The organism is Burkholderia sp. SIMBA_051, from assembly GCF_046534915.1.
Taxonomy (GTDB): domain Bacteria; phylum Pseudomonadota; class Gammaproteobacteria; order Burkholderiales; family Burkholderiaceae; genus Burkholderia; species Burkholderia ambifaria.
Genome location: NZ_JAWRXS010000004.1, coordinates 501,740 through 518,805 on the forward strand (window position 1 = coordinate 501,740; position 17,066 = coordinate 518,805).

Annotated in this window: 19 protein-coding genes; 6 read left to right on the forward strand and 13 right to left on the reverse strand. The window is 70.2% G+C overall.

Annotated features, from left to right (window positions below; genetic code table 11):
- Positions 1–186 precede the first annotated feature (186 nt).
- The 9 genes from mdcH to madL all read right to left on the reverse strand — a co-directional run bounded on the left by mdcH (position 187) and on the right by madL (position 7,570).
- Entirely contained in the window at positions 187–1,119 is a 933-nt protein-coding gene (gene mdcH, locus SB771_RS12700; RefSeq protein ID WP_175661792.1) for a malonate decarboxylase subunit epsilon, read from the reverse strand.
- Complete coding sequence (gene mdcB / locus SB771_RS12705; RefSeq protein ID WP_175661791.1) at positions 1,116–1,982, reverse strand: triphosphoribosyl-dephospho-CoA synthase MdcB; 867 nt, start codon at positions 1,980–1,982, stop codon at positions 1,116–1,118. The genes mdcH and mdcB overlap by 4 nt, the downstream gene beginning before the upstream one ends.
- The gene (mdcG, locus tag SB771_RS12710) at positions 1,979–2,647 is read right to left on the reverse strand and encodes a malonate decarboxylase holo-[acyl-carrier-protein] synthase (RefSeq protein WP_175661790.1); all 669 of its coding nucleotides are present in this window, start codon (positions 2,645–2,647) and stop codon (positions 1,979–1,981) included. Before mdcG ends, mdcB begins: the two co-directional genes overlap by 4 nt.
- Positions 2,634–3,341 carry a biotin-independent malonate decarboxylase subunit gamma gene (gene mdcE / locus SB771_RS12715; protein WP_175661789.1) on the reverse strand — a complete coding sequence of 236 codons (708 nt, stop codon included), beginning with the start codon at positions 3,339–3,341 and terminating at the stop codon, positions 2,634–2,636. Before mdcE ends, mdcG begins: the two co-directional genes overlap by 14 nt.
- Positions 3,328–4,263, reverse strand: coding sequence for a biotin-independent malonate decarboxylase subunit beta (locus tag SB771_RS12720; protein ID WP_175661788.1), 936 nt, complete (start codon positions 4,261–4,263; stop codon positions 3,328–3,330). Before SB771_RS12720 ends, mdcE begins: the two co-directional genes overlap by 14 nt.
- Complete coding sequence (gene mdcC, locus SB771_RS12725) at positions 4,260–4,574, reverse strand: malonate decarboxylase acyl carrier protein (protein ID WP_006754569.1); 315 nt, start codon at positions 4,572–4,574, stop codon at positions 4,260–4,262. Before mdcC ends, SB771_RS12720 begins: the two co-directional genes overlap by 4 nt.
- Positions 4,575–4,584: 10 nt before the next feature.
- Positions 4,585–6,231 (reverse strand): malonate decarboxylase subunit alpha, encoded by a 1,647-nt coding sequence (gene mdcA / locus SB771_RS12730; RefSeq protein WP_175661787.1) that lies wholly within the window; start codon positions 6,229–6,231, stop codon positions 4,585–4,587.
- Positions 6,232–6,395: 164 nt separating this feature from the next.
- Entirely contained in the window at positions 6,396–7,163 is a 768-nt protein-coding gene (madM, locus tag SB771_RS12735; RefSeq protein ID WP_105833762.1) for a malonate transporter subunit MadM, read from the reverse strand.
- An 11-nt stretch (positions 7,164–7,174) separates the two neighbouring features.
- On the reverse strand, positions 7,175–7,570 hold the full coding sequence (madL, locus tag SB771_RS12740) for a malonate transporter subunit MadL (RefSeq protein ID WP_105833763.1): 396 nt from the start codon (positions 7,568–7,570) through the stop codon (positions 7,175–7,177).
- A gap of 332 nt (positions 7,571–7,902) precedes the next feature.
- Here madL and SB771_RS12745 point away from each other — a divergent pair, with 332 nt between their 5' ends.
- Positions 7,903–8,751, forward strand: coding sequence for a LysR substrate-binding domain-containing protein (locus tag SB771_RS12745; protein ID WP_059465571.1), 849 nt, complete (start codon positions 7,903–7,905; stop codon positions 8,749–8,751).
- 7 nt (positions 8,752–8,758) lie between these two features.
- Here SB771_RS12745 and SB771_RS12750 read toward each other — a convergent pair whose 3' ends face one another.
- Positions 8,759–9,676: a 3-hydroxyacyl-CoA dehydrogenase NAD-binding domain-containing protein gene (locus SB771_RS12750; RefSeq protein ID WP_175661786.1), complete on the reverse strand. Its 918-nt coding sequence runs from the start codon at positions 9,674–9,676 to the stop codon at positions 8,759–8,761.
- Positions 9,677–9,920: 244 nt separating this feature from the next.
- Between SB771_RS12750 and SB771_RS12755 the strand changes: the two genes are divergently transcribed.
- Both SB771_RS12755 and SB771_RS12760 read left to right on the forward strand, forming a co-directional pair.
- Positions 9,921–10,361: an Hsp20/alpha crystallin family protein gene (locus SB771_RS12755; RefSeq protein ID WP_138847969.1), complete on the forward strand. Its 441-nt coding sequence runs from the start codon at positions 9,921–9,923 to the stop codon at positions 10,359–10,361.
- Between the two features lie 16 nt (positions 10,362–10,377).
- Positions 10,378–10,797, forward strand: coding sequence for an Hsp20/alpha crystallin family protein (locus SB771_RS12760; RefSeq protein WP_105833767.1), 420 nt, complete (start codon positions 10,378–10,380; stop codon positions 10,795–10,797).
- Between the two features lie 108 nt (positions 10,798–10,905).
- Here SB771_RS12760 and SB771_RS12765 read toward each other — a convergent pair whose 3' ends face one another.
- Positions 10,906–11,208, reverse strand: coding sequence for a zf-TFIIB domain-containing protein (locus SB771_RS12765; RefSeq protein ID WP_105833768.1), 303 nt, complete (start codon positions 11,206–11,208; stop codon positions 10,906–10,908).
- A gap of 60 nt (positions 11,209–11,268) precedes the next feature.
- A complete protein-coding gene (locus tag SB771_RS12770) occupies positions 11,269–12,024 on the reverse strand; it encodes a TerC family protein (RefSeq protein ID WP_126227479.1) in 756 nt (251 codons plus the stop codon).
- 109 nt (positions 12,025–12,133) lie between these two features.
- On the opposite strand from SB771_RS12770, the gene SB771_RS12775 reads away from it, so the two are divergent.
- Together SB771_RS12775 and SB771_RS12780 are read left to right on the forward strand one after the other, a co-directional pair.
- Entirely contained in the window at positions 12,134–13,027 is an 894-nt protein-coding gene (locus SB771_RS12775) for a LysR family transcriptional regulator (protein ID WP_175661784.1), read from the forward strand.
- 148 nt (positions 13,028–13,175) lie between these two features.
- A complete protein-coding gene (locus SB771_RS12780; RefSeq protein ID WP_175668525.1) occupies positions 13,176–14,444 on the forward strand; it encodes a DUF2242 domain-containing protein in 1,269 nt (422 codons plus the stop codon).
- A gap of 77 nt (positions 14,445–14,521) precedes the next feature.
- Here the strand turns inward: SB771_RS12780 and SB771_RS12785 are convergent, their stop codons facing one another.
- On the reverse strand, positions 14,522–15,442 hold the full coding sequence (locus tag SB771_RS12785) for a pyridoxal-phosphate dependent enzyme (RefSeq protein ID WP_175661782.1): 921 nt from the start codon (positions 15,440–15,442) through the stop codon (positions 14,522–14,524).
- A 173-nt stretch (positions 15,443–15,615) separates the two neighbouring features.
- On the opposite strand from SB771_RS12785, the gene SB771_RS12790 reads away from it, so the two are divergent.
- Positions 15,616–16,527, forward strand: coding sequence for a LysR family transcriptional regulator (locus SB771_RS12790; protein WP_175661781.1), 912 nt, complete (start codon positions 15,616–15,618; stop codon positions 16,525–16,527).
- Positions 16,528–17,066: the final 539 nt, after the last annotated feature.

Consider the following 17,066-nt stretch of genomic DNA (forward strand, 5'->3'; position numbering starts at 1 on the left):
ATGGTAGCTGCGTGGTGGCCGCGTGGTGCCTGCGGGATGCTTGCGGGGTGCCTGCCTGGTGCCTGCCTGGTGCCTGCGCGATGGCTGCGCGGTGCGTGCGTGGTGGCTACGTGGTGGCTACGTGGTGGCTGCGTGGTGGCCGCGTGGTGCCTGCGGGCCGCCTGCCGACCGCTTACGCGCCGCCGGTCAGCCGGCCGCGACGCGCGCGAGCCAGCTCGCGATACCGTCGACGGAACGGAAATCCGCGACGCTGCGCGCCGGCAGCGCCGGATACGCGCCGCCCACCATCTCCGCCAGTGCGCGACCGGGGCCGAGTTCGAGAAACGCGGTCGCGCCGGCCTCGACGCACGCGGCCAGACAGGCCGCCCACTCGACCGGCTCCGCGATCTGCCGCGCGAGCTTGTCGAGCCCCGCGCCAACATCCAGCACCGACGCGCCGTCGATCCCCGAAAACAGTCGCGTGCCGGGCGGCGGCCGGCGCACGTTCACGGCGGCCAGCGACGCGCGAAACGCAGGGACCGCCGACACGAGCCGTCGCGTGTGCGACGCGATCCGCACGCACACGGGCGCCACGCGCAGCGCGCCGTCGCGCGCGGCGTCGTCGGCCACCGCGGCAACGTCGGCCTGCCGCCCGGCCACCACGAACGCGTCGCCGGGATTGACGATCGCGATCGCGGCCTCGCGTCCGTCGCATAGCTGCGCGAGTTGCGCGCGGGTCAGCCCGCGCACGAACGCCATCCGTTCATCGCCGTCGCTCGCGGCGTCCATGGCGCGCGCGCGTGCATCGGCAAGATCCAGCGCGTCGTGCGGATCGATCATCCCCGCGACGCTCCACGACGCGACTTCGCCGACGCTGTATCCCGCGACACAGCGACGCCGCGGCCACACCGTATCGAGCAACGCGGCCGCCGCGAGCGCCTGCAGCGTGCAGAGAAGCTGCGCGGCGCGGTTCTCGTGCAGTGCGTCCGGTTCGGCGTGCCGCACCCAGTTGCGCGGATCGTCGCCGAGGAGCCGGCCGGCGTGCGCGAACAGCGCATCGGCCTGCGGCACCGCGCCGGTCAGCTCGAACATGTCCGCGCGCTGCGCGCCTTGCCCCGAACACAGGATCGCCAGCGTCATCGCCCCACCTCGTCCGCTTCGAGCGCATCGACGAACACGCTCATCGCCAGCAGGTCGGCCGCGCCGCCCGGGCTCAGCCGACGGGCAACGAATGCGCGGTGCGCGGCCGCCGCGCGCAAGCGCCAGTCGCGGGCGCGTATGCCGCCGCGGGCGACGAACGCGCGTGCCGTGGCCCGCGCGAACTCGAGGCCGGCCTGCCCGCCGCGGTGCAGCAGATTTGTATCGTCGAGCGCGGCGATCAGCGCGAAGCAGGCATCGACACGCGCGGCTTCCGGGTCGCCCGGGACCCTACGCTGCGCGCGGCGCAGGGCCGGCAACCCGACGCCGTATACGGTGGCGAACCCGTCGGCCGCCTCGCGACGCGCGCCGCCGACGCCGTAACGGCGGCTCGCGCGTTCGCCGTGACTGTCGGGCAACCGCGGGCCGCCGAGGATCTCGGTGCCCCAGCGCCGCGCGACGAACGCGCCGAGCGTTATCGCGCATGCCGCGGTGCCGGGCACGGTGCGGCGGCCGGCAGCCGCGCACAGCAGCCCGAGCCCGAAGATCGCGCCGCGATGCGTGTTGACGCCGCCGGTCGCGGCGAGCATCGCGTGCTCCGCGCGCAGCCCGATCTTGCGCAGCACGGCCATGTCCGCGTCGCGCGCGCCGGCTTCGGCGAGTTCCGCGAAATACGGCCGCAGCACGGCCGCGCTGCGAGCGAACGTCGCGGCGTCCATGTCTGCATGGCTGCCGGTGTCGACGTGACTGACGAGCCCCGGTTTCGGATACGTGTCGATTTCGAGCACGAGGCTGCGCTCGGCCAGTGCGGCGATGCGCTCGGCGTCGGACGGCGCCGTGGCGAGGCGGGCGCCTCCTGCAGTCATCGCGCGCCTCCCGTGAATGCGTCGGCCGACATCAATTCGACGGCGATCGCCGTCTTGACCGCGACTTCGGGCAGCCGCGCATGCAGTTCGCGCCAGTTCACGCCGGCGCCGTCGTCGCGCAGCAGTTCGCCGTCGATGCGCATCGGCGCACGCGCATCGAGCGCCGCCAGGCCGTCGAGCAACGCGGCGAGCGAGGCGGCGGCCGGCAGCGGAAACACGATATCGAGATCGGAGGACGCGCTCAGGTAGCGCTCGCCCGTCAGCGCCTGCCACGCGAGGCTGCCGAACACGCGGCCCGGCACGCCGCAGTGCGCGCCGAGCGCGTCCAGCTCGCGCAACGTCGCGCGCCATGCGTCGGGTGCGACGGCGAGCACGTCGGCCAGCGCGGGCAGCGGGCCGACCGCCGCCACCGCGTCGGCGGCGACGCTCAGCGCGATGCGCCGCTTGCCCGCGGAAGGCGGCAGCGGCAAGCCGAGCGGAATGCGACCCGCATCGGCCTCGTCGGGCGACGCGCGGCGCACGATCAGCGGCCGGCCGTGCGCGGCCCACGCCTGCACCAGCGGATCGGCCGCCAGCGCGGGATCGCGCGCGCATGCCGCGCGCCACCCGGCCGTCGTCAGCGTGACGAGCGTGTGGCGGAGCAGCGGTGTGTCAGCGTGCGGCACGCGCGAGTGCCTCGACGCGTCGCGCGACGTCGGCCGCGACCGGCCGGCCGCGGGCCGCACGACCGTCGCCGCGATCGGCCGGCCTGCCGAGCCATTCGCCGACCTGCGCGTCGAGCGTGCGGGCCGGATCGAGCACGGCGTCGACGGCGCCCATCTTCACGAGATTGTCGAGCCCCGGCGCAAACACCGGCGTCGAGCGCGCCATCTCCTTCAGCACGTCGATCGGCAGCTTCGTCACGCGCGACATCGACGGCAGGTCCATCACCTCCGGCTCGGCGCCCGGCACCGCGAGCAGCGTACGCGTCGCGAGCGCGGTCGCGATGAACGCCCCCGCGGCCGTATGGCCGTACAGCACGCCGATCGTCCGGTGCCCGGCGAGCTCCGCCTGCATCAGGCATTTCGCGAGATGCGACAGCCCTTCGTTCAGGCCGAGCAGTTCGTCGCGCTTGCTCATCCGCTGGCTGTCGCTGTCGACGAGCACGAGAATCGGCGTGTCGCCGCCGCGCTCGATCGTGTCGAGCACGTGCGACGCGAGCGTCAGCGCTTCGTCGATGCCGAACGGCAAGCGCTCGGAAACGCCGATCACGTCGACGCGCGTGCCGGTCAGCAGCGCGTGGCCCGTCAGCAGGCCGCCGCTGCGCGTAATCGAATGGCCTTTGGGAAACAGCGAGGTCAGGACTTCATCGAGCGTCATGCTGCGGCTCCTGCAGTTGGTCGGCGAGCTTCGCGAATTCGTCGTCGGGCATGCCGGGGATCGCTTCCGGCGTGTCCGCGCCGAGCGCGCGCCACACGTCCAGAGCGTCCTTGCAGCCACCGAACCGTTCGACGCGGGCTTCGAGACGCGCCTGCTCCGCGCGCAGCATCGCAACGTCGAATGTCGGCGCACGCTCGAGCAGCTCGAGCGCCGCCGCGCGAAACGCGTCGGGCGTGTCGGCCACGTAACGATCCGCGCCGCCGATCAGCCGCCGATGCTTGCCGCCCATCGTGCGCCAGATCAGCGCGCGATCCTTCGCGTCGAATTCCTCGACACCGCGATTGGTCTCGATCACCTCGGGGCCCGACACGCTGATGCGCCCCTGCTCGGACACCGCGAGCGCCGAGCAGCACGCGGCGAGCAGCCCGCCGCCGCCGTAGCAGCCGGAGCGCCCGCCGATCAGTCCGATCACCGGCACGCCGGCCGCACGCGCGTCGACGAGCGCCCGCATGATCTCGGCGATCGCGAGCTCGCCCGCGTTCGCTTCCTGCAGCCGCACGCCACCCGTATCGAACAGGATCAGCACCGGCGTGCCGACTTCGCGCGCCGCCCGCAGCAGCCCGGTGAGCTTCGCGCCGTGCACTTCGCCGAACGCACCGCCCATGAAGCGGCCTTCCTGCGCAGCGACGAACACCGGCTTGCCGTCGAGCCGGCCGTGGCCGACCACCATCCCGTCGTCGAACTGCTGCGGCAGGTCGAACAGCGGCAGGTGCGGGCTCGTCACGCGCTCGCCCGGCCCGAGAAATTCCGTGAAGCTGCCCGCGTCGAGCAGCCCGTCGACACGCTGGCGCGCCGACGCTTCGTACCAACTCGCGCCGTTCGCGACGAACGCGGGCGTGTCATCAATCATGTCGGTCGTCATGCGTCCCCCTCGATCGCGCGCACGGCCTGCGCGAGCCGCAGCGACACCATGTCGGGCCGCGCGCCGCCGTCGTTGATCGACAGCTTCAGGCCGCCCGGCGCGCGCCGTTCGACGAAGTCCGACACGACGGCCTGCCACACCGCGCCGAAACCGACCGCCGCGGTGCGGATGTCGATCTCGCATTCATTGCCCGGCAGCACGCGCTCGACGAGCACCTCGAGATTGCCGGACGCGACCACGCCGACGAGCGCCGTGGCCCGTTCGCCCTGCGCGCGCTCGCGCGCGGTGAAGCGGTAGTTCAACTGTTCCATGCCCTCTTCCTCACCAGTTGCGGAACCGGGCCGGCGGCGCATACAGGCCGCCCGACCAGTGCACGAGATCCTTGATCGAGCGCGCGGCGAGCCAGCGGCGGTCGGCATCGAGCGGATCGATGCCGAGATCCTCCGGACGCTGGATCACGCCGCGCTCGCGCAGCCGCTCGACCATCCTGCGGTCGCGGCCGCGGCCGACCTCGGTATACCCGGCGACGCCGCGGATCGCGTGCTCGCGCTCATCCTTGTCGCGGCACATCAGCAGGTTCGCGATCCCTTCCTCGGTGACGATGTGCGTGACGTCGTCGCCGTAGACCATAATCGGCGCGAGGTCGAGCTGCAGCTTGTCGGCGAGCTTCAGCGCGTCGAGCTTCTCGACGAACATCGGCACGTTCTTGTCGCCGAACGTCTCGCCGATCTGCACGACCAGCTTGCGGCCGCGCCTGAGCGCCGCCGGCGTGTCGGGATCGGCTTGCGCGCCGGCCTTCAGCCACGGCTCGCTCGGATGGCGCCGGCCGCGCGCGTCGCTGCCCATGTTCGGCGCGCCGCCGAAGCCGGCGATCCGCTCGGCCGTGACCGTCGACGAATGGCCCGCCAGGTCGATCTGCAGCGTCGAGCCGATGAACATGTCGCACGCATAGAGGCCCGCGGTCTGGCAGAACGCGCGGTTCGAGCGCAGCGACCCGTCGGGGCCCGTGAACCACACGTCGGAGCGCGCGCGGATGTAGTCGTCCATCCCCACTTCGGAGCCGAAGCAGTGAATCTGCTCGACCCAGCCCGACTCGATCGCGGGGATCAGCGTCGGGTGCGGATTGAGCGCCCAGTGCGTGCAGACCTTGCCCTTGAGCCCGAGCTTCGCGCCGTAGGTCGGCAGCAGCAGCTCGATCGCGGCCGTGTTGAAGCCGATCCCGTGGTTCAGGCGCCTGATCCCGTACGGTTCGTAGATGCCCTTGATCGCGAGCATCGCGGTCAGGATCTGCGTTTCGGTGATCGCGGCCGGGTCGCGCGTGAACAGCGGCTCGACGTAGAACGGCCGGCCGGCCTCGACGACGAAATGCACGCGGTCGCCCGGAATGTCGACGCGCGGCACCTTGTCGACGATGCGGTCGACCTGCGCGATCACGATGCCATCCTTGAACGCGGTGGCCTCGACGACGGTCGGCGTGTCTTCCGTGTTCGGGCCGGTATAGAGGTTGCCGTCGCGATCGGCGCTGACCGCCGCGATCAGCGCGACCTGCGGCGTGAGATCGATGAAGTAGCGTGCGAACAGCTCGAGATACGTATGCACCGCGCCGAGCGCGATCTTGCCGCCGAACAGCAGCTTCGCGATCCGCTGCGACTGCGGGCCCGAATACGCGAAGTCGAGACGCTTCGCGATGCCGCGCTCGAACACGTCGAGGTGCTCGGGCAGCACGACGCCCGACTGCACCATGTGCAGGTCGTGGATCTTCGCGCTGTCGACGTCGGCGAGCGCCGTCGCGAGCAGGTCGGCCTGTTTCTGGTTGTCGCCTTCGAGGCAAACGCGGTCGCCGGGCCGCAGCACCGCTTCGAGCAACGCGACGGTGTCGCGCGCATCGACCCGCTTGCCCTGCGCGTACGCCGCGCCGGCCGCGAGGCGTGCGTCGCGCGCCTGCCGCGCGTGATTCCATCCCGTCATGAACAGTTCTCCCGCTTCGATGGTTCAGCGGCATTCTAAGCCTGGCGCCGCCGTCGATTGATGATGTTGAAGAATGCGACTCAGAGGACGCCGCGATGGATTCGGCGCGCCAGAAACCGCGCACACCGACCGCACGCGCGGGCCGCCCGAATCGCCAGCGGCGGCTATGCGCCGACCAGCGCGCGCGTCGTGAAGAACAGCAGCGACGGGCCGAGCAGGCAACCGACGCCCGTATGGAACGTCGCGACCAGCGCGCCATACGGCACGAGCCGGCGGTCGGTCGCGGCGAGGCCCGCGCTCACGCCGCTGACGGTGCCGGCGAGGCCGCCGAAGATCATCGCGGAGCGCGGCGTCTTCAGGCCCATGAAGTTGGCCGCGACCGGCGTGCCGACCATCACGATGATCGCCTTGACCAGCCCCGTCGCGATGCTGAGCGCGATCACGTCGGAGCTCGCGCCGATCGCCGCGCCCGTCACGGGCCCGACGATGTAGGTGACCGCGCCCGCGCCGATGGTCGTCATGCTGACCGCATCGGTGTAGCCGAACGCGCGCGCGATGCTCGCGCCGACGATGAACGGCAGCACGGTGCCGAGCAGCAGCGACACGACGCCGACGAGGCCGGCCTTGCGCGCCTCGGTCGGCTGCACTTCGAACGCGGTCGCGACGATCGCGAAATCGCGCAGCATCGCGCCGCCCATCAGGCCGACACCGGCGAACAACCGCACGTCGGCGAGCCCCTTCTCGCCGCCGGTGAACGCGCCGCCGACATACGCGAGCACAAGACCGATCACGATCGCGATCGCGGAGCCGTGTACGCGGCCGAACGTGAGCTTGCGCGACGCGATCGACGACAGCCACATGATCAGGCCGACCAGCGCGAACGACGCGACGAGCCCGTTGTGGGCGACGGTTTTTTCGAGCATCTGCAACATGGCGGCCTCCTTCACTGTTCTTCGAATTGCGGCACGCCCACGAAGGCCGTGTCGTCGCGCCCGGTGCGCACGAGTACCGCGATGCAGCATGCGCAGATCCCGACCGCGCCGACGGCGGCCAGCAGCGCGACCGGCCCGCCCTTCAGCGCGGCGACGACGTTCTGGTTCGCGGCCATCGCGACGACGACCGGGATGTACATCGCGCCCCAGAAACCGACGCCCGCTTCGGTCTCCTTCGGCAGCCAGCCGCGCCGGTGCAGCCACAGGCGCAGGCAGATCAGCAGCAGCATCGCGATGCCGACGCCGCCGACGTTGGTCTTCACGCCGATCGCGGCGCCCAGCAGGTCGCCGAGGAACAGCCCGGCCAGATGGCAGAACGCCAGCAGCGCGGTTCCGTAGATGATCATGAGTCGTCTCCAGTCTCTTCGTGACGGGCGCCTGACGCGTGCGGAAGCCAGGCCCGCACGCCGGTCCCGGGCGCGGACAGTCTGTCTCCTGCGGCGGGGCGCCGCGACCCGGCGGCTCGTCGTGCGAGCGCGTTCTCGGGCGGTCGATGGGATGATGCGGTTTCGGGCCGGACGCCGGATGGCTTAGACTGACCGATGGAGCTGGCGGCGCGGCACGGGCTACGCGTCCGATGTGCCCCCTTGCATGGGCCGCACCGAGGCGTGATCCGATACTAGCGCCGCAAAATGCGGCCATTTATGAAGTTGTCGAAACCGATTCAGTGGATTTAGCAATGCGTCCCTTACCGCCCGAGTTGCTGCGCAGCTTCGTCGCCGTCGCCCAGTCCGGCAGTTTCACCGCCGCGTCCGAGCGCGTGAGCCTGTCGCAGTCGACCGTCAGCCAGCACATCCGCCGCCTCGAGGAGCTGCTCGACCGGCCGCTGTTCGAGCGCGACACGCGCAACGTGCACCTGTCGCAGCACGGCGACGCGCTGTTCCGCTACGCGGTGCGCATTCTCGAACTGATGGACGAGGCCGTCACGTCGGTGTGCGGCCCGCCGCTGTCGGGCAAGGTGCGGCTCGCGATGTCGGAGGATTTCGCGTCCGCGCATCTGACGGCCGCGCTCGCGAGCTTCGTGCAGCGCAATCCGGACGTCGAGCTCGCGATCTCGACGGGGCTGTCGGGCGACCTGTTCGATGCGCTCGACGAAGGCCGCCACGATCTGGTGTTCGCGAAGCGCGTCGCGGGCAGCCGGCGCGGCCGCGTGATCCGCAGCGAACCGCTGTACTGGTGCACCGGCCCCGATTCGCGGATCACCGGCCACGAGGCCGTGCTGCCGCTCGCGATGCATCCGGAGCCGAGCGTGTCGCGCCGCCGCGTGCTCGAGTCGCTCGAGGCGGTCGGCCGCCCTTACCGGATCGCCGTCGTGAGCAGCAGCATCGCGGTGCTGCGGGCGGCCGCGAGCGCGGGGCTCGGCGTCAGCGCGTTCGCCGGCTACGTGATTCCGGCCGGGCTCGCCCGGCTCGACGCGGGGCTGCCCGAACTCGGCGAGCTCGAATATGTGATCGACCGGCCCGCGGCTGCGTCACGCTCGACGCTCGCGCTCGAGGCGACGCTGATCGCGGCGGCCGCCGAACTGTAGCGAGCGCTCAGGGCAGGAAGCTGCGCCGCCGCGCGTCGATCAGCTCGACGAGCAGCCGGTCGCGCTCGGCCGCCAGTTCCTGCATCGAACGTTCGCCCTGGATCGCGCGCAGTTCGTCGTTCAGCTTGCGATCGACGGCCGGATCGAACGACGGCGTGCCGAGGTCGTCCCACCACGTCGTGATCGGCCCCGACAGGTGTTCGAGAAAGTGCGCGATCCCGCCCGCGCCGCCGCCGAGGTGATAGGTCAGGCACTGCCCCATCAGCCCCCAGCGCAGGCCCGGGCCCCACGCGACGGCCTTGTCCGCATCGGCGACGCTCACCACGCCTTCGCCGACGAGGTGATACACCTCGCGAAACAGCGCGGCGGCGAGCCGGTTCGCGACGTGGCCGGTCATTTCCTTGTTGAGCACGATCGTCTGCTTGCCGAGCGCGTCGTAGAACGCCTTCACGCGCGCGATCACGCCCGGGTCGGTCGCGTCGCCGCCGACCAGCTCGACGAGCGGAATCAGATGCGGCGGGTTGAACGGATGCGCGATCAGGCAGCGTTCCGGGTGCTTGTCGCACGCGGTCTGGATCTCCGACATCTTCAGGCCCGACGAACTCGACGCGATCGGCACGCGCGCGGGCAGCACGTCGTCCATCTGCCGGTACAACTCCCGCTTCAGGTCGAGCCGCTCGGGGCCGTTCTCCTGCACGAAATCGACGCCGTCGAGCGCGCGCACGAGATCCGCGTCGAACGACAGCCGCGCGGAAAGTTCTGCGGTGCGTTCGCCGAGAAACCCGGCGAGTGCGTCGCGCAGCCGCGCGTCGGCCTGCGGCGCGGGATCGGTCGCGACGACGTCGAAGCCCTGCGACAGATAGAAAGCCGCCCAGCTCGCGCCGATCACGCCGGCGCCAACGATCGCGATGCGTTGAATGTCCATGTCCGTCCCGTCTCCGTGGTCTGTGGATAGCGCGACGATTGTCGCATCGATTCGCATCGCCACGTATTGATGCCGGTTGCAATTTCCCTCTTGAAAACCGCAGCGGCGACCTCTAATTACGCGTTGCCAGGCAGTGCCCGTCACGCGCACTGCCCCCGTTTCGACTCAGCGGAAAACCGCGCATCGCACACGCCGTCGGCGTCGCGTCGTCGCGTCTTTCGCACTCATGTTCCGGAGGACCTTCATGAGCGGCATCCATTACGGCTACGACCTGTTCGACGAATTCGCCCGCGTGCAGCGGCAAGTGGCGAGCCTGTTCGGCGAGCATCCGGCCGGCATCCGCGCGGTGCGGCCGAACGCGTTTCCCGCGCTGAACGTCGGCGCGACCGACGACGCGATCGAGATCGTCGCGTTCGCCCCCGGCATGGCCGCGGCCGACTTCGACGTATCGATCGACAAGGACCTGCTGACGATCAGCGGCGAGCGCAAGCCCGTGCCGCACGACGCCGGCGACGACCTGCGCACCTACGCGCAGGAGCGCTTTCACGGTGCGTTCCGTCGCGTCGTCGAGCTGCCGCAGAACGCCGACGCCGACAACGTCAGCGCCCGCTATGAAAACGGCTGCCTGCTGATTCGCGTCGGCCGGCGCGAGGCAGCGAAGCCGCGTGCGATCACCGTTCAGTAACCTTCAGGAGAACGACATGAATACGAGCCAGATGAGCCAGAACCTGACCGAACGCCGCAACGGTGCCATCCACGCAGCCGCCGCCGAAGCCGCCCGCCGGCCAGCGCTTACGCCGGCCGTCGATATCGTCGAGGACGCGCGGCGCGTCACGCTGCGCGCCGACCTGCCCGGCGTGCCGCGCGAGAACCTCGACGTGAAGGTGCACGACAACACGCTGACGATCGAAGCCGACACGCGCATCGACACGCCGGCCGACCTGCGCGTGCGCCATGCCGAAGTCCGCGCGCCGCGCTTCGTGCGCACGTTCGTGCTGAGCCCCGATCTCGACACGTCGCAAATCGATGCGAGCCTGCGCGACGGCGTGCTCACACTGACGATTCCTCGCCGCGAGGAAACGCGCCCGCGCCGCATCGACGTGACGGCCGGCAACGCGTAAGCGCCGACGCGTGTCCATCGCGTCACGCACATGACAAAGCCCCGCCAGGCATCACACCTGGCGGGGCTTTTTTGCAACGTGCGGCGCACTACGCGCGCGCCGTCGCGCTCAATCGAAATCGAACAGGTCGAACATCGACTTCTTGCGACGCTGGCCGTCGTGCCGGTAACGGTCGTCGTGCGGGCGGCCGTCGCGTCCCCAGCCATCGTCACGCCCACGCGGCGCGTGGGCATCGTGACGCACGGGCGGCTCGTCGCGGCGTGCCGGCACGTCGCCGGTTTCGCGTGCGATCAGCTTGTCGAGTTCGCCACGATCGAGCCACACGCCGCGGCACGTCGGACAGTAGTCGATCTCGATCGACTGGCGCTCGGCCATCAGCAGGTCGGGCGTCTTGCAGACCGGACATTTCATCGCGTTTCTCCTTTCGTTGAGAATTCCGAATCGAGGGCGGGCCCTCGCCCGCCCGCTTGCTCAGTGAGCTTCGCCGCGCGCTGCGCGCTTGGCCTTCGCGCGACGCGCCAGCATGTTCATGCCCTCGACGAACGCCGAGAACGCCATCGCCGCGTAGATATAGCCCTTCGGCACGTGCGAACCGAAACCTTCCGCGATCAGCGTCATGCCGATCACGACCAAGAACGACAGCGCGAGCATCACGATGGTCGGGTTGCGGTCGATGAAGCGTGCGAGCGGCTGGGCGGCGAACAGCATCACGCTCACCGCGACGATCACCGCGACGAACATGATCGGCACGTGCTCGGTCATGCCGATCGCGGTCACGATGCTGTCGATCGAGAACACGATGTCGAGCATCACGATCTGGCCGATCGCGGCCCAGACGGTCAGGCCGGCCGCGCCGCCGGACGCACCCGAGCCGTCGGCGTCATGCGACACGTGATGATGGATCTCGGTGGTCGCCTTCCACACGAGGAACAGGCCGCCCGCCAGCAGGATCATGTCGCGCCACGAGAACGCGTGATCGAACAGCGTGAACACCGGTTCGGTGAGGCTCGCGATCCACGCGACGCTGCCGAGCAGTGCGAGGCGCATCACGAGCGCGAGCGCGATGCCCAGGCGCTGCGTGCGGGCGCGCTGCGCTTCCGGCAGCTTGTTGCTGAGGATCGAGATGAAGATCAGGTTGTCGATGCCGAGCACGACTTCCATCACGACGAGCGTCAGGAGCGCGGCCCAGACGGCGGGGTCGGCGGCAAGCGTCAGCAGATAGTCCATGAATAGGGCCGATTCGAATGTTGGAAAGTCCGATGATAGGCCTTCCATCGCTTCGGAAAAATCAGCGAGAATCTGATCTTTAGTTCGGTTTTTCCGAAATCTCGCTCCGATGCTGAATTTTCGCCACCTGTACTATTTCTGGGTCGTCGTGAAGGAAGGCGGCTTCGCGCGCGCCGCCGAGCGGCTCGACATGGCCGTGCAGACGATCAGCGCGCAGGTGCGCGAGCTGGAAAAGTCGCTCGGCCACCAGCTGTTGCGCCCGGCCGGGCGCGGCGTCGCGATGACCGATGCGGGCCAGGCCGCGTATGCGCGCGCGGAGGTGATCTTCGAGATGGGCCGGCTGATCCCCGACGAGGTGCGCGCGGCGGCCAGCCAGCCGACCGTGCGGCTCGCGGTCGGCCTCGCGGACGGGATCTCGAAGCTGGCCGCGCATGCGATCCTCGCGCCGGTGCTCGACACGCCCACGCTTCGGCTGCTGTGTCACGAGGGCGAGCACGACGCGCTGCTCGCGGAACTGGCCCTGCATCACCTCGATCTCGTGCTGGCCGGCCAGGGGGCGCCTTCGGGGTCGAATCTGCGGGTGACGAGCGAGCGGCTCGTCGCGTCGCCGGTCGACTGGTACGGGCCCGCGGCGCTCGTCACGCCCGCCGCGCGGCAGCGCTTCCCGCACTGCCTCGCCGAGCTGCCGGTGCTGCTGCCGACCGCCCATTCGGCGCTGCGCGCGCGCCTCGACCTGTGGCTGGAGCGGGAACGTATCGTGCCCCGGGTGGCCGGCGAATTCGAGGACAGCGCGCTGATGGCCGTGTTCGCGGCCCGCGGCCTCGGCGTGTTTCCGCTCAGCGAACTCGGCGCGAACGACGCGTCGCTGTTGCGCGGGCTGCGCCGGCTCGGCCGTGCGGGCGACGTGACCGAGGAAATCCACGCGATCCGCTCGCGGCGCGGCGAACACCATCCGCTCGTGTCGCAATTGCTCGCCGTCGCGCCGTCGGCACCGGCCGGCTGAAGCAAGCGCGACATCAAACGAAACTATAATGACGCCCCGGCCATACGAGATTGCCAAGCGCCGTGCACCGGCACAGCCGTTGCGCGGCATCGCGTGGGCGGCGCCCGCCGCCCCGCACGGCATTTCGCCGAGCCTTTTGAAAGACGCCATGCACAACCGATTTCGCCTGTTTTCCGTTTCGTGCGCGCTCGCGGCCGCGGCCGTGCTGGGGGCGTGCTCGTCGCCGCCCAAGCCGATCTACCAGCAGGAGCAGTTCGACGCGGCGACCAGCCCGTATGCGCACACGTTCCGCTCGAAATCCGACGCGGCCTGCGAGGCCGCGCGTCGCGCGCTGCTGAGCCAGGGCTATGTCGTGTCGTCGTCGCGCAACGATGCGGTCGACGGCAGCAAGAATTTCCAGCCGAACAACGACATGCACGTCGTGATCGAGTTTCACGTCGTATGCGCGGACGCGACCGCGGACGGCACGTCGAGCATCGCGTACGTGAACGCGGTGCAGGACCGCTACACGTTGAAGAAGTCGAATACGTCGGCCAGCGTCGGGCTGAGCGTGTTCGGGTCGCTGTCGCTGCCGATCGGCTCGAGCGACGACGCGCTCGTGAAGACTGCGAGCGAGACGATTCCCGCCGGCGTGTTCTACGAGCGCTTCTTCAATCTCGTCGAGCATTTCCTGAAGATCGATCCCGCCCGCCGCGACCGCGCCACCGTGAAAGCGGCCGAGAAGGAGCCCGTCGCGCCGCTGCCCGAACCCGCGCCGACGCCGCAAGGCGAGCCGATGAAGATGACGACGCCCGTCGTGCCGACACCGCCGGCCGCGCCCGTGCCGCTGTCGGTGCCGAGCGTCGCGCCGACGCCGGGCACGCCCGTCGTGCCGGCCGTGCCTGCGCCGGCATCGGCCGTGGTCGCGCCGGGGGCGATGCGCGGTGTCGTGCCGGGGGCCGCGCCGGCTTCGGCTCCGGTGCCGGCTTCGGCACCTGCGTCTGCTGCTCCGACGCCGGCTTCTGCTTCGACGCTCGCTGCTTCGATGCCGGCTGCTTCGACGTCGGCTGATTCGACGCTGGGCGCTTCGACGCCGGCCGCTTCGACGTCGGCTGCTTCGACATCGGCTGCTTCGACGTCGGCCGCTTCGACGCCGGCTGCTTCGACGCCGGCTGCTTCGACGTCGGCCGCTTCGACGTCGGCTCCTCCGACGTCGGCTGATTCGACGCCGGCTGCTTCGACGTCGGCTGATTCGACGCCTGTGGCTGCCACGACGGCGGCCGCAACGCAGGTATCGGCCGCGCCTGTATCCGCGGCATCCGCACCTGTGCCGTCGAGCGCCGCTTCGACGGCCGCAGACAAAGCGCCTGCATCGGCATCTGCCGCTCCCCTCGCCTCGTCCGCGCCCTCCGGCGCCAGCGCGCCCGCCGCGAACTGACTGCACAGCCGCCGTTACGGCTTCTTTTGCAACGTCGTCCCGCTGCGCCGCGTGACGTACGCCGGGGCGTCAGCGCGTTACCGCAGCGTCGCGTTCAACGTCTGCAGTTGCTCGACCGTCGCCGTCACGCCGCCGCACACGATCACCGCGATGTCCGACGCCGACGCTAGCACCGGCACCGACTGCTCGAGCGCGGCCAGCGCCGCGCCGCACGCCGGCTCGACGACGATCCGGTGCTCGTCCAGGAACCGCAACGACGCCGCCACCGCCTGCGCATCCGACACGACGACCGGATGAATCGCATGCCGCGTCGCCCATTCGACCGCCGCGTCGCACGGCCGCTTCGCGCCGAGCGTCGTCGCGACGCTCGTGATCGCCGGCAACTCGACCGGGCGCCCCTGCGCGACCGAGCGCGCATAGCTGTCGGCGCCCTCCGTCTCGACCGCGACCACCGGCACGTCGTGCCAGCCGTTGCGCGCGAGCCCCTCGAGCACCCCGCACAGCAGCCCGCCGCCGCCGACCGACAGCACGACCGCGTCGGGCTTCGGGCCGGTCAGCGCCATCTCGTCGATCATCGTCGCGTGCCCTTGCCACAGCACCGGGTCGTCGAACGGATGCACGAACGCGTCCTGCGCACCGACGGCCGCCAGCGCGAACGCGTTCGCCTCCACCCAGCTCGCGCCGTGCACGACCACCTCCGCGCCTTCGACACGAATCAGCTCGCGCGCGCGGGCCGACGCGGTTTCCGGCACGACGACGAGCACCGGCACGCCGAGTTCACGGCCGCAATACGCGACCGCGATGCCCGCATTGCCGCCCGACGACGACACGAACCGGCGCGCGCCGCCCGCATGCCGCGCTTCGCAAACCGCGCCGATGCCGCGCAACTTGAACGAACCGGACGGTTGCAGCGCGTCGAGCTTCAGCCGGATGTTCGTGCCGAGGCGGCGCGACGCGATTTGCGAACGGATATAGGGAGTCGGGATATGAAGCGGCATGGCGCGGGACACCGTGAGGACAGTCGGGACAAGGGAATCGCACGCAGCCTGTGAACAGGCCCGGCAATGGCGCCCATCGTACGGCACGCCGGCCATGCTTTCCAATACCATCGAATGGCCCTTGCTATGCTTGCCAAGCATACCCACTGAATCGAAACCGGAGCCCACCCCGCATGCGCCAGATCGAACTGCGTCACCTGCGTTACTTCGTGGCGGTCGCGCAAGCCGGCAGCGTGATGGCCGGCGCCCGCGCGGCCGGCATCGTCCAGCCTGCGCTGTCGCGGCAGATCCGCGAACTCGAGGACGCGATCGGGACACCGCTGCTGATCCGCCGCACGACGGGCGTCACGCTCACGGCGGCCGGCGCGAGTTTCCTGCAGGATGCGACGGGCCTGCTCGCGACGTTGCAGGACAGCCGCGAACGCGCGTTGCGCAGCGCGGCCGGCCAGCTCGGCGAACTGCGGCTCGGCGCGCTGCCGAACTGCCTGCCGCTGCCGGTCGTCGCGAACGTGCTCAGGGCGTTTCGCGATGCGTGTCCGGACGTGAAGTTGTCGATCGCGCCGATGCTGTCGGCCGAGCAGGCGGCGGCGCTGATGCGCGGCCAGCTCGACGGCGGCATCATGGCGTGGCGCCGCGACGAGGCACCGCATCTGTCCGGCGTGCGGCTGCTGAGCGACCGATTCGTGCTGGCGATGCCCGCGCCGCCCGGCGGCCGCTTTCACGCGCCGCGCACGCTCGCCGACGTCGCGCACGAACCGTTCGTGTGGTTCGACGCGGTGCGCTCCGCCGCGCACCATCGCTTCGTGATGGCGCAGTGCGAACGCGCGGGCTTCACGCCGCGCATCGCGCAGGTCGGCAGCGACATCCCGACGCTGATCGGGCTCGTCGCGGCCGGCATGGGTTGCGCGTTCGTACCGGAAAGCGCGTCGCCGACGTGCCCGCGCACGGTCCGGCTCGTCGCGCTCGACGAACTCGCGAGCCGCTTCGACATCGAATTCGTGTTCGACGGCGCGGCGGCACCGGCTTCGCCTGTCGTCGCACGGTTTCTCGATGCCGTGCGCGACGCGGCCGGCCACGCGGAGTGACCGAGCGCCGGCGAAATCAACCGGCGCACCTGCGACGGATTCCGTAGCATCGCGGACCGCCGATCGGGCCGCCTGGGGCGGGCGGCCGCGCCGCGCGACGACGGCCGGCTTCGCCGTCACCGCACCTAAACATCCGCCGGAACGCACGAAAATTCTTTCAGATTCGTGACAATCGGCGCGACCGCATCGCTATTTTTAAATTGACACCAAAAACGGCCGTTTAACGTCATTTCGAATCGTTATGCCCCGAAATATACTGCGCCCGCATCCAACCCTCGTGCCAAAGAGAGGATGCCTTTCCGCCCCGGTCACGGTCCCCCTGTGACCGGGGCTTTTTTTGCCGCAAGCCGCGGTGGTACAGGATCGGCGGGAAGGATCACGCACTTGCGTCACCACGAGTCGGCTGCCCTACCCCGTGGCACGAGCGCCCCGACGCTGCCGACCTCACACCCACGCGGCCCCAACCCCGCATTGTTGACATGAAATCAAGATAATTTCGCCCGGATACGGCTTTTTCCGCAAAAGTCATGCAGGCACAC